At 43.9% G+C, this 15149-nt stretch carries 16 protein-coding genes; 9 read left to right on the forward strand and 7 right to left on the reverse strand.

The window, feature by feature from the left end; genetic code table 11:
- Together BMX84_RS06555 and BMX84_RS06560 are read right to left on the reverse strand one after the other, a co-directional pair.
- On the reverse strand, nucleotides 1–447 hold a 447-nt coding region (locus BMX84_RS06555; protein WP_143058682.1), incomplete at its 3' end, for an IS3 family transposase.
- A gap of 53 nt (nucleotides 448–500) precedes the next feature.
- Nucleotides 501–1205 carry a helix-turn-helix domain-containing protein gene (locus BMX84_RS06560; protein WP_091488257.1) on the reverse strand — a complete coding sequence of 235 codons (705 nt, stop codon included), beginning with the start codon at nucleotides 1203–1205 and terminating at the stop codon, nucleotides 501–503.
- 69 nt (nucleotides 1206–1274) lie between these two features.
- Between BMX84_RS06560 and BMX84_RS06565 the strand changes: the two genes are divergently transcribed.
- On the forward strand, nucleotides 1275–1469 hold the full coding sequence (locus tag BMX84_RS06565; protein WP_281282308.1) for a VanZ family protein: 195 nt from the start codon (nucleotides 1275–1277) through the stop codon (nucleotides 1467–1469).
- Nucleotides 1470–2269: 800 nt separating this feature from the next.
- On the opposite strand, the gene BMX84_RS06575 is transcribed toward BMX84_RS06565, so the two are convergent.
- From BMX84_RS06575 to mvk, 5 genes are read right to left on the reverse strand one after another with little or no spacing between them, the layout of a single operon-like run.
- Nucleotides 2270–2773, reverse strand: a complete 504-nt coding sequence (locus tag BMX84_RS06575) for a hypothetical protein (protein WP_091488260.1) — start codon at nucleotides 2771–2773, stop codon at nucleotides 2270–2272.
- Between the two features lie 44 nt (nucleotides 2774–2817).
- A complete protein-coding gene (gene fni / locus BMX84_RS06580; protein ID WP_091488262.1) occupies nucleotides 2818–3879 on the reverse strand; it encodes a type 2 isopentenyl-diphosphate Delta-isomerase in 1062 nt (353 codons plus the stop codon).
- Between the two features lie 20 nt (nucleotides 3880–3899).
- Nucleotides 3900–4976, reverse strand: coding sequence for a phosphomevalonate kinase (locus BMX84_RS06585; RefSeq protein WP_091488264.1), 1077 nt, complete (start codon nucleotides 4974–4976; stop codon nucleotides 3900–3902).
- A gap of 21 nt (nucleotides 4977–4997) precedes the next feature.
- Nucleotides 4998–5978 carry a diphosphomevalonate decarboxylase gene (gene mvaD, locus BMX84_RS06590; protein WP_091488266.1) on the reverse strand — a complete coding sequence of 327 codons (981 nt, stop codon included), beginning with the start codon at nucleotides 5976–5978 and terminating at the stop codon, nucleotides 4998–5000.
- A complete protein-coding gene (mvk, locus tag BMX84_RS06595) occupies nucleotides 5971–6924 on the reverse strand; it encodes a mevalonate kinase (RefSeq protein WP_091488267.1) in 954 nt (317 codons plus the stop codon). The genes mvaD and mvk overlap by 8 nt, the downstream gene beginning before the upstream one ends.
- A gap of 226 nt (nucleotides 6925–7150) precedes the next feature.
- Here mvk and coaA point away from each other — a divergent pair, with 226 nt between their 5' ends.
- From coaA to nagA, 8 genes are all read left to right on the forward strand, one after another.
- Entirely contained in the window at nucleotides 7151–8074 is a 924-nt protein-coding gene (coaA, locus tag BMX84_RS06600) for a type I pantothenate kinase (protein ID WP_091488269.1), read from the forward strand.
- Nucleotides 8075–8094: 20 nt separating this feature from the next.
- Nucleotides 8095–8382, forward strand: a complete 288-nt coding sequence (locus BMX84_RS06605) for a DUF3221 domain-containing protein (protein WP_091488271.1) — start codon at nucleotides 8095–8097, stop codon at nucleotides 8380–8382.
- A 148-nt stretch (nucleotides 8383–8530) separates the two neighbouring features.
- Nucleotides 8531–9514: a sensor domain-containing diguanylate cyclase gene (locus BMX84_RS06610; protein ID WP_177165492.1), complete on the forward strand. Its 984-nt coding sequence runs from the start codon at nucleotides 8531–8533 to the stop codon at nucleotides 9512–9514.
- Nucleotides 9515–9597: 83 nt separating this feature from the next.
- Nucleotides 9598–10335 (forward strand): WecB/TagA/CpsF family glycosyltransferase, encoded by a 738-nt coding sequence (locus tag BMX84_RS06615; RefSeq protein ID WP_091488274.1) that lies wholly within the window; start codon nucleotides 9598–9600, stop codon nucleotides 10333–10335.
- Nucleotides 10332–11429 carry a glycosyltransferase family 4 protein gene (locus BMX84_RS06620; protein ID WP_091488275.1) on the forward strand — a complete coding sequence of 366 codons (1098 nt, stop codon included), beginning with the start codon at nucleotides 10332–10334 and terminating at the stop codon, nucleotides 11427–11429. Before BMX84_RS06615 ends, BMX84_RS06620 begins: the two co-directional genes overlap by 4 nt.
- Nucleotides 11430–11563: 134 nt before the next feature.
- Nucleotides 11564–13045, forward strand: coding sequence for a nicotinate phosphoribosyltransferase (locus BMX84_RS06625; RefSeq protein ID WP_091488277.1), 1482 nt, complete (start codon nucleotides 11564–11566; stop codon nucleotides 13043–13045).
- 46 nt (nucleotides 13046–13091) lie between these two features.
- A complete protein-coding gene (nadE, locus tag BMX84_RS06630) occupies nucleotides 13092–13919 on the forward strand; it encodes an ammonia-dependent NAD(+) synthetase (RefSeq protein ID WP_091488340.1) in 828 nt (275 codons plus the stop codon).
- A gap of 92 nt (nucleotides 13920–14011) precedes the next feature.
- Nucleotides 14012–15148, forward strand: a complete 1137-nt coding sequence (gene nagA, locus BMX84_RS06635; RefSeq protein WP_091488278.1) for an N-acetylglucosamine-6-phosphate deacetylase — start codon at nucleotides 14012–14014, stop codon at nucleotides 15146–15148.
- The last annotated feature ends 1 nt before the right edge of the window (nucleotide 15149 follow it).

The following is a 15149-nucleotide window of genomic DNA, read 5'->3' on the forward strand; positions in this document are numbered from 1 at the left end:
TCTGAGTTTATAGGCAATGATCGATCCGTCATACAGGTCTTTAATGGCACTAAGATAGGCTTTTTGGCCGTCACCATAATGGAGATGGGTGATGTCTGTGACCCACTTCTCGTTAGGTTTATCAGCTTCAAATTCACGGTTCAGATGATTCTCTTCGATATTTTTGTAGCTGGTTCGTGTGCAGTATCCGTTAGAACGTCGAATATAAGACTTTAATCCCATTTGAATCATGAGGCGACGTACACGTTTCTTATTGTACCGCTTGGTCTTCGAGGCACGATTTAAATCGATTGTGAGGCGACGATATCCAAAGATGCCGTTATAGTGATAAAAACGTTCTTTTATCCACGACATCAATCGTTCCGTTTCCTCTTCCCACCGAGAAGGAGTATGGTTCAACCATTTATAGTAGCCGGATCGAGAGACGTCTATGATGTTACAGAGCATAAGAATAGAAACATCCGTTTCTTTATTATATTCATAGATAGCCTGAAACTCGTTCAGGCAGGATCCTGACCGCGCCGATTCCTCCTTTCGATAAGTTTTAACTTTTTTATCAAACCGTTCTCCGCTTCCAAATACTCATTTCTCTGTTTTAATCTTTTCACCTCAAGCTGAAGTTCTTCTTCTTCAGTCAACGTTTCCTTTGATTCTAAAGAACGCCCACGGCGGTCTTTAAGTGCTTCTGGTCCACCATTTTTGTACTTGCGTACCCATTGATAGACTTGTTGATACGAAACATTGTATTCTGCTTCGGCTTTATGATAATTCTGATCATTTGCAATGGTGAATTGTGCAATCTCAATTCGTTCTTTCCATGTTGTTTTGCGCCCTGTATTCATTTTCTGACTTCCTCTACTAGTAGATTTAAATCCCTTTCCACTAGTATAAAGCTTAATCCATTTTCTTAAAACCGAACTGGACGAGATGTTGAACGTATCACAAGTCGATTCTAATCCCGCAGATGTATTTAGGTAGTGTTCAACTGCTTTTGTTTTCACTTCATCCGAATAGACTTTCCACCCTCTGGATTCTTTTAACCCTTCAATGCCGTTGGCATTATATTTCCTAATCCAGCTTTTAAGTGCCGATTTACTTATCCCTTCATTCTTTATTAGAGAATTAATTGAACATCTTTCTTCCAGTATCGCGATGACCATCTCATATCGTTCATTTAAATTATGTGATGTAGTTCTTTTTGACATGACAAAAACTCCTCTTATAGTGTCAGAGAATTTTTATTATTTCTCTGTCTACTATAAGGGGAGCATATCATTCTAACAGGGTTGCTATTTTCATTATTTATTGAGGTGGTGCAATTTTCTATTCCAATGGGGCGTTCCGCAGACATTGATGATTTAATATTAAACACTATTGGAGCATTTTTAGGCTACATAATTTGGAAAATCCTCATTTCTATATTTCCCAGTATTTCATTATCAAAGGGAACATCAAAAGGTCATATGTAATATTCTTCTTGTTGTGCTAACGGATGTGTTAGTTCAAGAAGAAATACTAAACAAAAGTACAAAACGCTTAGAGTTCTCTAAGCGTTTTGTTTGTTTTTTAAGAACTAATTACTGCATATAAATAATGTCTTTTATATTGAACTTCTTCTTCGTTAATCCTAACCGCTGAGCAGCGGTTCCACTGCCCCCATCAGATGTGTAAGAAAAGCAGAAGTTATAATAGGTCCGAAGAATTGTTAGAGCCATTTGAGCATATTTCGGATTGAAATTGGAGTAGATATAGCTTTTCCCGTCTCCACGAGCAGTTGTTAATGGTCTTTCTAAGATTGATAATCGTCTACGAATATGCTGAATGAATGTGTTTGCTGCATTGTCGTTGACATTTAAGATTAGCTTCGAAATGTCTTTGGATTCGAAAGAGGATAGATTAGTTTTACAATCTACTGAACAAAACCCTCTATCAATCGTTGCTAACGGGTGTTGAATTGGGGTATCTGCATAGACTAGTTTAGTCCCTACCTGCTTGTGAAACTTATGATACTCAAACAATTCACTCAATTTATAATAAGCTAGCTTCCTTAACGATTTCGTGTTGTGTCCTCGAAAAATCCCCCAGTTTATTAAATCAGCACCAGCTTCAATAAATTCTTCACGAGCCTGTTTCCTTGTTTTCGTATTGATTTAACAATAAAAAAATGAGTACCAATTATATTGTTAATTGGTACTCATTATACGGTGTTGATTTATATTTTCTACTCGAAAACCGAACCCGTTAGATTAAGATCATGACTGTTTTTTTGTCAATGTGTAATGGACGGTTCCTTTAAGATCCACTCACCAAGAGTATTTGCCCAAGCTTCTGTCCAGCAGAAAGAATAAGGCACACCATAACGCTTGCGAAGATCCCTGTATCGTTTCGTACGGGCCCATGACCAGGAAACGGTCCCTATGATAAGAAGGTAAAATGGACCGAGCATCAGGGACTGATAGGTATGACCGTATTCATGCACGGATATCCGGTCACACTGTTCTTTAAGCAGCTGTCTGCTGTACTTTCTGCGTTTAAGCAAGTCCGGGTCTTCCTCATTGGGCGTAAAGATAAACAGGCCGAGAGAGATTCCGTTAAAGGAGGACCATTTTGTGCGGATGCACCCATGAAAAAAATCGTGAGGCGAATGAAAATAGTAAAGAAACAGAACAAGACCGGCCAGTGACTGGATGCCTCCCCATGTCAGCTGAAGGATGACGTAGAGTGGCAGCCAGATATATGTGAATAGATGCGTGGTGTTTTTAGGATTATTCATGATCAGCCTTCTTTATATGCGTGTTCTGGAGTCGCAGAGTACAGTTATCTGCTGTTTGATCTGAATGCATAACGGCGTTTATCTATATTCCGGGCGTCACACCATTCCGCCGTCTCTCCGGCAATGATCAGATCCGTCTGTTTTAAATCACTGACAGATGTGGCACCCAGCAAGGTCATGATGCGTTTTATTTCTTCTTTCCAGTTAGTCAAAGCCATTATAGCTTCATCCACATCATCCAGTGCCATGTGCATGATCTGACTGGATAGACCACTGACAGATGCACCAAGTGCCAAAGCTTTGACGATTTCCATTGGACGTCTGATCCCGCCGGATGCGATGATGGAAGCTTGACTGACACTTTCCTGTGCTTCAAGCAGAGATACCGCAGTCGACTGTCCCCACGCTTCTAAGTCGTCCAGTTTGAAATCTTTTCTACGGTAATTTTCTATCTGAGCAAAATTCGTCCCGCCTTTTCCACTGATGTCGATAAGGCTTACACCGATCGATTCCAGCAATTCGACCGTTTCTCTGGACATGCCAAAGCCGACTTCTTTCACAATAACGGGTACCCCTAACCCCTCAACGATAGACTGTACATTATCTATCCACTCTGAAAATTCGCGGTCACCTTCAGGCATGACGATTTCCTGCGGAGCATTTAAATGAATTTGAAGAGCATCGGCATCAAGCAGATCAACGGCTCGTTTGGCATTTTCCAGACCGTGTCCGGCACCTAGATTGGCAAATACCAGCCCATTAGGATTTGTCTGACGGACGATTCGGAAGGTATCAGCTTGAGACGGATCTTTGAGTGCTGCACTGACTGATCCCGTAGCCATCGCAAGGTCCGTTTCTCTCGCGATCAAAGCGAGCTTTTCATTGACTTTACCGGTCCACGCACTGCCACCAGACATTGCATTGATGAAAAAGGGAGAGGAAAAATGTAGACCCTCTAAAGTAACGTTCAGAGAGATATCTTTCACATCACATTGAGGGAAAGAATGGTGAACGAAGGAGACATCTTTAAAAGAGGAATCTCCTTTGTCATAAAATTTTTCGGATAACGAGACATGTTCATTTTTTCGGTTATTGGTTTTCGGCATAAGGCACACTCCAGACTTTGTCAATTATGTTTATCATACACGGTAAGAGACAGCGGTTCAATATGACTCGCCCGCCACTCTGAAAAGATGTGCTTTTTCTGCTGGGGGGTCCCAACTAAGGCGATACCACAGTCCCCACCACCGGCTCCAGATGTTTTAGCAGCTGCTCCATTTTTTTCTGCAATACTATTGAGGCGGGCGAGCAGCGATGTTTCCAGAACGATCTCTTTTGCTTGGCTCATCTTAAGCAGGAGCTCACGGTTGTGACGCACAGCATCTTTTATCTGATCACTTTCATCCGTTTTGATTCCTTTTATCAGATCTGCCACGCAGGCCTTACTTTCATTTAAAAAAGCCTGGTAACTTATCTTCTCACGCTCCTGATGGACCGAAGTGACATAGGATTCTGTGGAGGCGGGATGGCCGGTCCAGCCAACGAGAAGCTGAAGAGATGACGGGGCAGGCAAGCGCTCGATCCTAAGTTCCGGCCATGGCTGTCCGATCAGAGCAGAGAGGGTGACTTGATCCAGCTGCTTCTCTATCCAGTGCTTGTCCGGGCTGGAGTAAGCGATCCAGCCTGTGTAAGCCGCTGCCGCTAGATCTCCCAGCGAACCTCTGCTTTTTAAGGAGACATGAACGGCAGCAGCGAGTTTAAATACTTTTTCATCACTGAGCGTAATGCCATCAGACTCCAGTATAGCTTTTGCTGCGGCGACTGTCACTGCACCGCTGGACCCCAGCCCGTATTTCCTGCCGTCCGGGCTGTCCAAAGTGCTTTCTATGACCAAGTCATAATAAGGGAGAGCACAACCTTGTTCAATTAAGTAGCGTTCGGTTATTTCCATTGTTTTTAAAAGGATATCAGCTTTTTCATTCGTCCCTTCAAGCATTATCCGTTGACCGTTGCGCCGCCACTGCAGTATATCGTCAGAAAGAGACGGGGAAGTGATTGTTCCGGAGGGCCCATTGGATGGGGAGACCGAAACAGTAATGAACCGGTCAACAGCGACGATGACAGCGGGATATCCGGGCTCGACAACGGCATATTCACCGGCAATAAAAAGTTTTCCTGGTGCTTTGTTTTGTGTCTGCTTCATTTCGTCACCTTTCCCTTGTGATCAAAGCTCCGGGCCCGTCACTACGTGAAGTGCGGGGCCGGGTCTCGCTGCAATAAGCTGCGATCCAGTGAAGTCACTAAGTAAATGTGTCCTTATTTCCTCAAGCTGGGACTGTCTGCAGATAAGTTTGACATTTGGCCCGGCATCCATAGTGAAATATACGGAATAACCTTGTTCCCGCAGGGCTCTAACTGAATCCATTGCTTTCAAGCTGTCAGGAGACCAGTAGGTAAAGGGCGGTTTTGCCCCCAGTGTCGTGGCGTGCATTTTTAAGGCATTCTGTTCTGCGATGACGCCGACTTTATCAATGTCCTGTTTCTTGATAGCCTGTTTCATAGCGTTCAAATCTTCGTCCAGGGAATCCAGCCAGCCCTGATAAAAAGGAGACGTCCGGACAGTCCGCGACATGCCCTCGCGGCTCGACACGTCTTTTTTCTTGTCGCTCACCACAATGAACAGCATGCCTATGTCCCAGTCCGCATCGTCTACCGGCACAGCAAAGGAGGTCTCGTCGCTTGACCCTTTCTGCCATTCAGCGAAGCCGCCGTATATGCTCCGTGAGGCCGATCCTGAACCTCTGCGGGCCAGTCTGGAAAGTTCGACTGAAGACAGTTCCAGACCAGCCGCCAGACTGGCTGCACCGGCCAGTGCGGCCAGTCCTGAGGCTGAAGAGGCCAGACCGGCAGCTGTCGGTACGTGATTATAGCTTTCAACTTTCGCTTTTGACCTGATTCCTGCTTTTTCTCTCACTAGATCCAGAACGGTTTTTACTTTTTTCAGCGCTGTAAAATCCTGCAGCATGTCATCCAGATACAGTTCATCGGCTGTCAGCGCGTCATCGAATGTGACGCGTGTATCGGTATAGAAAGCGTCCAGTGTTAAAGAAAGCGAATTGTTCATTGGGATGATCAGATCCTCGTCCTTCTTGCCCCAGTATTTGATCAAGGCGATATTTGTGTGTGCGCGTACCCAGTTACTCATTGTTATCTTCTCCTAACGCATGGATCCAGGTATTGACAGCTCCCTGTTCCAAAAGTTTGTCTGCGATGATTTTTGCCTTTTGTTCTGATTGAGCCAGAGCGATCATGCAGCCGCCCCGGCCTCCCCCGGTCAACTTAGCGCCTAATGCGCCAGACTGGATGGCCGTCTCGACAAGATGATCCAGTGTGTCGTCACTTACTGTTAACTTCTGCAGCATGCTATGTGCCTGAGTCAGCAGCCTGCCTAAATGTTCCAGAGCATTATGGGCAAGAGCATCTTTTGCCTGCAGGGTAAGCTGACCGATGGTTCTGATCGTCTCCATCGTCTGTTCTGGTTGTTTTTCAACGCATCGCGCCACGTCAGCAACCGATTCGCCAGTCCGACCTTTGACCCCAGTGTCTGCAGCGATCAGATAACCGGTCAAATGAATAGAAAGTGCTTCAAACGTGCTGCCTTTTCTATAGAAGACGGGGAACTCGCTGCTTGTTACTCGGGCATCTATACCGCTGGGATTCCCATGTGCGATTTTCTCGGAAATATCGACATAATAGAGAAGTCGCTCTTTATCCAGTGGCGTATTGAAATAATTGAAAAGTGCTCGAACGAATGCATTTGCAACGGCTGCACTCGAACCCATACCTCTCTCAGCTGGGATACAACTGGTTATGGTGATGGATAAATTTTCCACAGGCTGATCTAAGTCATGGCCGATCGTTTCAAGTAATAGTTTTATATTTGCGAGCACGTCGGGGGCTTCGTTCAAGGGTCCCGAGTAATAGCTCGATGCAATCCTGGCGGGTGTTTCTGTTTTAGTTATCTTCACCATTACAGGTGCAGCTTTAAAAGGAAAAGCGATCGCCGGTTCACCATAAACAACGGCGTGTTCGCCGATGAGAATGATTTTACCGTGTGCCTTTCCTGTCGCGCTTTTGTTTAAAGTCTTCATAGAGTCACCTCGAGATGTATAGTTTATATGTATGGTCAAACGGTTAATTAAGAAAACGGCTATTCATAATAAGGACAGAATCATCCTGTTTTCTATTTTATCATAACAGGGGCACTTAAAGATTCGTTAAAGATTAATCCTCCAAGTTTGTCAATGAGTATTGTGAAAGCGGATAGAGATTTGGTAAACTGTGTAAGATAAATACGATGAGAGCGGAGGTAACCGCATGAAAGAATCTGATTCCTTTTATATAATCAACCGCGAAGAGTGGAAAGAGTTAAATAAAAACAAAAAAATGATGCTGACAGACACGGAAGTGGAAGCATTGCGTTCTTTAAACGACAACGTTTCTGTTATGGATGTGAAAGAAATTTATCTGCCTATCCTTGAGATCCTGAATAAATATATCAAGCACTACCATGAAAGACAAGATGAAATAAAACGCTTTTTAAGCAAGCCGCACAAGAAAGATCCCTACATCATCGGGATAGCCGGAAGTGTGGCTGTGGGAAAAAGCACTCTGGCCCGTTTTCTCCAGGCAATGATGGCACGTGCCTATCCGGATCAGAAAGTCAGTCTCATCACGACGGACGGTTTCCTTTATCCCAATGAAGTCTTGAAAGAACGTGGCATCCTGAACCGTAAAGGCTTTCCTGAAAGTTATGACATGCACCGTCTCATCAGTTTCATGGGTGACGTCAAAAGCGGCAGAAGGAACATCGAAGTGCCGCTCTATTCCCACCGTCTATACAATATCGTTCCAGATAAATTTGAAATCATCGACCAGCCTGATATTCTGATCGTTGAAGGGATCAATGTGCTGCAGCTACCGACCAATGAAAAAATCTTTGTCAGCGATTTTTTCGATTTCAGCTTTTATGTGGATGCAGAACCAGCCAAGATCGAGAACTGGTATCTTGAGCGGTTCGGGCTGCTGCTGAAAACGGCCTTCACGGATCCTTCGAACTATTACTATCCATATGCCATTGGAGATAAGAAAGAAGCCTTCGAGATGGCACGCGGTGTATGGAAAAAAGTCAACCTGAAGAATCTGGAAGAATTCATCCTGCCAACCCGTTTTCGGGCGGATATGATCCTGCACAAAACCACCGATCACTTTATCGATCAGCTGCTGCTGAAAAAACATTGATCAGTTTGAGGGGGATTAAAATGAAAAGAGTCTTAACTGCTTTTATCCTGTTGTTCCTGTTCCTTCTTGCCGGCTGTCAGTCAGGAGAGACCTTTGAAGGCACTGTTATTCGATTGGACGAGTATAGTGTGATCGTTGAACCATCCGAAGGTGAAGACATCAGACGTTCAGGAACAGAAGTGAGCATACCTGTCGAGGAAGATTTGAATCTGGAAGTTGGAGATCGTGTACGTGTCACGCATGAAGGACCCGTTATGGAAAGTTATCCGCTGCAGATAAACCTTATCGAAATCGAACGCATAGACTGATTTAACCGTCAGTAAAGTTTGTCTACCCGGAAAGTATGACGATTTTGTGACTAATGTCATCATAAATGCAAAAGCTTTGGTTTCAGGATATAAAACCCGAGTCACCTGTATTATACTAAAGGAAAGAGCAGACGAGGAGATGGCGGATATGGATCAGCAGAGAGAAATCGAAAGCTTGAAAAATGAATTGGAAGCTGTAAAGCGATTGAATAAAGAGCTCCTCAAACTACAGCAGGATCAGGATTCACTGGAATTTTCCTGGATCGGAAATTTAGGGCATTGGTTCTGGGATTTTAAAGAGAACAAAGTCACCTTCAATCCAAAGAAAGCAGAAGCACTGGGGTTCAAAAAGGAAGAACTTCCGGAATCTGTGGATTTTCAGTTCTTTACCGATCGTCTGCATCCGGAAGACTACGATTTTGTCATGCAGATGATGCAGAATCATCTGGCAGGAAAAATTCCGGTCTGGGAAGTAAAATATCGTATACAAGCAAAAGACGGGTCTTACAAAACGTATTATGACCGTGGGACAGTCACACAGCGTTCTGAAAGCGGCGAACCTTTGTTTCTGGCCGGTATCGTCTTTGATGTGACAAATTACGAAGCGGAAAAACAGGAACTGATGAAAGAAAACAAAGAATGGGCCCAGCTGTCAAAACAGGATAAACTGACGGGCTTATTCAACCGTTCCAATATCCTTGTGAGGCTGGGGCAAGTCATATCCGACGTCAATAAGCAGAACAAGAAGACCGTATCTATGATCATCCTGGATATCGACAATCTTGAACACCAGAATGCCCTGTTTGGCCCCTTATTTGGAGATGAAGTCATAAAAGAAGCGGCCGGAGTCATAAAAGAAACGCTGCAACCGGATCAGTTTGCCGGGACGTTCGAGGGCGGAAAATTTCTGATCGTCTTGCCGGATGTCAAAAAGAGAGAAGCGCTTGAAATAGCAGAAGAGATCCGCGTGAAATTTAATGAGCGTGAGTTCAGTGAACCTGCTGAAGTGACGAGCAGTTCGGGGGTAGCTGAATATATGGGGAACGAAACGGTAAGCCAGCTCTTTAACCGTGCAGACAGACTATTATATAAAGTCAAGCAAAATGGAAAAAATGATGTGTTATCCGATTAAAAGAAACATATGATGAGATAACAGGTCATTCCTTATCACTGATCAACCTGTAATAGAAAGCCAGTAGAATGGATGAACGAATAATGAATAGCAAAGTGACGATTCTGGGTATTCCCTTTGATAATATGACACGTAAAGAATTTCTGAAAGCACTATATGAACGGCTGAACACAGGACAGAAAACGTTTTTAGTGACCGCCAATCCTGAGATAGTGATGTATGCACGAGACAATCCAGATTACTATCAATTGCTGATGCAGGCAGATTTCATTGCTCCAGACGGTATTGGCATCGTAAAAGCTTCTCATGCGCTGGGTACGCCGATCAAAGAGCGGGTACCGGGATTTGAACTGATGCTGGGTCTTCTGGAAATCGCTGATCTGGAAAAAAAGAACGTCTACTTTATAGGCGCAGAAGAAGAAATCATTGAACTGACGATCTCAGAAGTAAAGAAAAAATGGCCTGACATTAAGATTGCCGGCTATCACCATGGCTATTTCAATCATGCCGATCCTGAAATGATCAAAAAAGTCAAGAAGACCGAGCCTGACATGATATTCGTCGCCTTCGGGTTTCCAAGGCAAGAGAAATGGATCAGTAACTATCTTAGTCAAGTTGACCATGGTATCGCTGTGGGTGTAGGGGGGAGTTTTGATGTCCTGTCGGGCAAAACGAAACGGGCCCCTAAACTCGTGCAGTACTTTCATGTTGAGTGGCTTTATAGACTCATCAAACAGCCATCAAGGTACAAACGCATGTCCGTTCTGCCAAAATTCCTTCAGGAAATCTATAGACAGAAGAAAAAGGATAAAGTTCAATGAAAATTGCACATATCAATGCAGGAAATGAATTTGGCGGCGGGCTCGTACACATCGTTTCGCTGCTTGAGAAGCTGAAAGCTGAACAGATCGATTTGATCGTTTTTGAAGAAGGACCGGTTGCTCAGGCGGCGCGCGAAGCGGGGGTCAGCGTCTACGTTTTTGAACAGAAGAACCGGTTTGATTTGTCTGTCCTGTACCAATTGAGAAGGTTCATCTTGAAACAGGACTATACGATCCTTCATACACATGGACCGCGTGCCAACAGCCTTATGGCATTCCTTTCTCCTTTTTTGACTGTCAAGTGGGTAATAACTGTGCACAGTCACCCTCTGCTTGATTTCAAAGACCGTGGATCCATGGGCAAGATGTTTGAACTCATCCATTTGAAGACATTTAAGCGAGCAGATGGCATTATCACTGTTTCGCATGAAATCAGCACATTTTTAAAGTCACAGGGCATACCAGCCTGCTGCATCAAAGTCATACATAATGGTATCCGATTTTCTGACTCCAAGGAACGATCCGCATCTGTCAGTCAGAAAAGGTTTACCCTTGTCACGGTGGGAAGGTTAACTAAAATAAAAGGGTATGACGTTCTCATGGATGCTCTAAGTGAGTTCACAGAACAGAACTGGCAGTGGGACATTTGTGGAGACGGAGAAGAGATGAATGCATTAAAGAGAAAAGGTGAAGCATACGATCTTATGGACCATCTCAACTTTAAAGGATGGCTGTCAGGTGCTGAGATAAGGGAAGCGTTACGGGAGGCGGATGTTTTTATATTACCGTCTTTGAGCGAAGGCTTTCCGATGATCCTGTTGGAAGCAGCGGATGAAAAGACGCCCGTCATTGCAACGGATGTGGGAGATGTCAGAGAAGTGATCAGAGATGCCAGTATGGGCTGGCTTGTTGCTCCCGGAGATGCGGATGCATTGAAGGACGCTCTGTCAGAAGCTTATGACCTTTGGAAAAAAGATCAGTTAAGTATAAAGGGTCATCACCTGCGAACCTTTGCCTCGCGTTTTTCAATAGAAAAACAGTCTCAGTCTGTCCTTGTTTTTTATAATGAAATCATGGCAGAACACCGGAAATAGAGAAAGTTTCTATTTCCGGTGTTTTGTTTTTTTATATGATATTTATGCGCATACTTCTGTCAGAATCGACGCAGGGAAGCGTGAATTATGATATACTTCAATACAGAGACACCTTATAATGAGGAGGAAAAAAGATGTTACAGACCTATGCAGATGACAGCATGGCATTGCATACTGATTTCTATGAACTGAATATGATCTACACCTACTGGAAAAAAGGGAACCATTTAAATACAGCTGTTTTTGAAGTGTATTACCGGAATAATCCTTTCGGTATCGGCTACACTATCTTTGCGGGACTGGAAAGAGTCGTTGATTATGTTAAGAACCTCTCCTTCAGTGAATCGGATATCCAATACTTAAGAGAAGTAAAAGAGTTTCCTGAAGACTTCTTAATGTACTTAGAAAATTGGAAGTTTAAAGGGACGATCCGTGCATTTAGAGAAGGGGAAGTTGCTTTCGCTGATGAACCGCTTATCCAGGTAGAAGGGCCCATTGCAGACTGTCAGCTGATCGAAACAGCTTTGCTCAATATCATCAACTTTCAGACACTCATTGCCACGAAAGCTTCACAAATCAAGAGTGCAGCTGGAGATGATCCTGTCCTGGAATTCGGGGCCAGACGCGCTCAGGAATTTGACGCAGCCCATTGGGGAGCACGGGCGACTTATATAGGCGGGTGTGATGCGACAAGCAACACGAGAGCCGGTAAAATATTCGGGATACCGGCTTCAGGTACGCATGCGCATGCGCTCGTCCAGGCCTACAGAGATGAGTATCAGGCATTTAAGGCCTATGCTGAAACCCATAAGGATTGTGTGTTTTTAGTGGACACGTACCATACTCTGGACTCAGGTGTTCCCAATGCCATACGGGTAGCAAGAGAAATGGGAGATAAAATCAATTTTCTTGGTGTAAGACTCGATTCCGGTGACTTATCTTACTTGTCAAAACGCGTGAGACAACAGCTGGATCAGGCAGGATTCCCTGATGCAAAGATATATGTCTCTAATGATTTAGATGCAGAAACGATTTTGAACCTTAAAATGCAGGGGGCAAAAATCGATGTCTGGGGAGTGGGTACCAAGATGATCACGGCGTTTGATCAGCCCGCACTGGGTGCTGTCTACAAAATCGTATCGGTTGAAGGTAAAAACGAAACAATGTACCCGACCCTGAAGCTGACCGCTAATGCGTCAAAGATCACGACACCCGGCAAAAAACAGGTCTGGCGGATCCGGTCACATGATAACAAAAAACCTGAAGGGGATTACATCACTCTTTATGAAGAAAGACCTGATCTTCAAGATGAGTTATTCATGTTCCATCCCCAGTACACGTATATAAATAAAACGCTGGATGATTTCCAGGCACGACCACTGCTGCATGATATTATTGTTGACGGCCAGCTTGTCTATGATATGCCTACGCTTGAAGAAATCAAAGCGTATGCCAAGGATAGTCTTTCTGAACAATGGGAAGAACATAAACGACTTTTAAATCCGGAACCTTATCCTGTTGATTTGTCACAGAAACTCTACGATGCAAAAGTGGAAACAATCAAATTGTTCAAAGAGATAGCTAAAGACCAGCCGAATGATCAGTCTATTTTTTAAGCCCTGACTTTAAATGTCAATTATAGAGGAGAGTAGATAAGATATGATATCTGATTTACAGAAAAAAATAGTAGAAGAAATGCACGTTTCACCGACGATCGATCCTGAAAAAGAAATTCGACGATCGATCGATTTCATGAAAGCCTATATGAAGAAACATCCGTTCCTGAAATCATTTGTTCTGGGAATATCCGGCGGACAGGATTCGACCCTGCTTGGGAAACTGGCTCAAATGGCAGTCGAAGAACTGCGGGAAGAAACAGGAAACCAGGATTATCTGTTTATAGCCGTTCGTCTACCTTATGGCGTGCAGGCGGATGAAGCAGATGCGATGGATGCGATCGAATGGATGCAGCCGGACAAAGTGATGCGCGTAGATATCAAGCCTTCAGTCGACGCCACTGAAAAAAGTGTGGAAGCGAATCTGCTGACTTTGAGCGACTTCAATAAAGGAAATATCAAAGCGCGTGAACGGATGATCATTCAATATGCCATAGCCGGGGATACGAGCGGGGTCGTGTTAGGAACTGACCATTCTGCTGAATCTGTAACTGGTTTCTATACAAAATACGGTGATGGTGGAACGGATATCAATCCGCTTTTCCGTTTGAATAAAAGACAAGGGAAACAGTTACTGATCGAATTGAATGCACCGGAACATTTAGTTGAAAAAGTACCGACAGCCGATCTGGAAAGTGATAAACCCGGTATTGCAGACGAAGTCGCTTTGGGTGTGACTTACCACGACATCGACGATTACCTTGAAGGAAAAGAAATTTCAGAAGAGTCAGCAAAAAAAATAGAACAGTGGTATCTGCAGACACGGCATAAGCGTCACTTGCCAGTAACGGTTTTTGACGAGTTCTGGAAATAAAAAGACAGTCTCCATGCTCTTAAAAAGAGAATGGAGACTGTTCATGTCGGAGAAACTGGTTTTCAGTTATAGAATAAAAAGGAGGAACACTTTTGATTAAAGTATACATTAACGCACATATATTCACGGGTGAAGGAGAAATCGAAAATGGCTTTATCCGATTCTCCAATGAGATCCTGGATGTAGGTAAAATGGAGCACTACGAAAAAAAGATAGACGAAGAGGAGTCGGATCTTAAAGGAAATTACATCATCCCCGGCTTTATCGATGTTCATAGTCATGGTGGCTACGGTATAGATAATATGGATGCGGATCCAAAAAAAATAAGCGACATGACTTATAAAATGCTGGAGGAGGGGATCACATCCTACTTCCCGACGACTATGACCCAGTCTGATGAAAATATTGAAGCGTCATTGAAAGCAATCAATGAAGCAGCGCAGATGAATCCGATGATCCAGGGCATCCATGTTGAAGGTCCTTTCATTTCAAAAGATTTCAAAGGCGCTCAGCCGGAAGAATTTATTCGGCCCGCCCAGCTCGACACGTTGGAAAAATGGCAGAAACTGAGCGGTGAACGTATCCGTCTCATCACTTATGCGCCTGAAACAGGTGATGTGAAAGATTTCGAGACCTATTGTCAGGAAAATGATATTATATTGTCTGCGGGACACTCCGGGGCAACTTATGAACAGCTGAAAGAATCAGGAGCTACGCACATTACGCATCTGTTTAACGGTCAACTGGGACTGCATCACAGAGAAATAGGCGTCAGCGGTTTCGGCCTGCTGGAAGACAATGTAAAGGTTGAAATGATCGTTGATGGTCACCACATTTCCAAGGAAATGGTGAAACTTGCTTACAAAGCAAAAGGTGCCGAGGGTATCGAGCTGATCACGGATTCCATGCGTGCAAAAGGAAGCCCAGAAGGTGAGAGCGAATTAGGCGGACAGAAAGTGATCGTCAAAGACAAACAAGCCCGACTAAGCAACGGATCTCTGGCCGGTAGTGTCTTGACCTTTATCGATGCTTTCAACAATATGATGGCATTTACTGATTGTTCCATGCTTGAAGCAGTGAAAATGAGTTCATATAATCAGGCAAAAGAATTCAACTTGACCACTAAGGGAGAATTGAATCCGAACTTTGATGCCGATATGGTCATTTTGGATAAAGATCATAAACTGCAAGAAACCATTTTAGGAGGAAATATCCATGCATTCAACTAAT

It is taken from the genome of Alkalibacterium putridalgicola (assembly GCF_900109825.1).
Taxonomy (GTDB): domain Bacteria; phylum Bacillota; class Bacilli; order Lactobacillales; family Carnobacteriaceae_A; genus Alkalibacterium; species Alkalibacterium putridalgicola.

Bases quoted from the DNA above. Each gene is read 5' to 3' on its own strand.
- coaA (WP_091488269.1), top strand. From the start codon at position 7,151: ATGAAAGAATCTGATTCCTTTTATATAATCAACCGCGAAGAGTGGAAA.
- BMX84_RS06560 (WP_091488257.1), bottom strand. From the start codon at position 1,205: ATGTCAAAAAGAACTACATCACATAATTTAAATGAACGATATGAGATG.
- BMX84_RS06605 (WP_091488271.1), top strand. From the start codon at position 8,095: ATGAAAAGAGTCTTAACTGCTTTTATCCTGTTGTTCCTGTTCCTTCTT.
- BMX84_RS06620 (WP_091488275.1), top strand. From the start codon at position 10,332: ATGAAAATTGCACATATCAATGCAGGAAATGAATTTGGCGGCGGGCTC.
- BMX84_RS06615 (WP_091488274.1), top strand. From the start codon at position 9,598: ATGAATAGCAAAGTGACGATTCTGGGTATTCCCTTTGATAATATGACA.
- BMX84_RS06625 (WP_091488277.1), top strand. From the start codon at position 11,564: ATGTTACAGACCTATGCAGATGACAGCATGGCATTGCATACTGATTTC.
- mvaD (WP_091488266.1), bottom strand. From the start codon at position 5,978: ATGAGTAACTGGGTACGCGCACACACAAATATCGCCTTGATCAAATAC.
- fni (WP_091488262.1), bottom strand. From the start codon at position 3,879: ATGCCGAAAACCAATAACCGAAAAAATGAACATGTCTCGTTATCCGAA.
- BMX84_RS06585 (WP_091488264.1), bottom strand. From the start codon at position 4,976: ATGAAGCAGACACAAAACAAAGCACCAGGAAAACTTTTTATTGCCGGT.
- mvk (WP_091488267.1), bottom strand. From the start codon at position 6,924: ATGAAGACTTTAAACAAAAGCGCGACAGGAAAGGCACACGGTAAAATC.
- BMX84_RS06575 (WP_091488260.1), bottom strand. From the start codon at position 2,773: ATGAATAATCCTAAAAACACCACGCATCTATTCACATATATCTGGCTG.
- BMX84_RS06610 (WP_177165492.1), top strand. From the start codon at position 8,531: ATGGATCAGCAGAGAGAAATCGAAAGCTTGAAAAATGAATTGGAAGCT.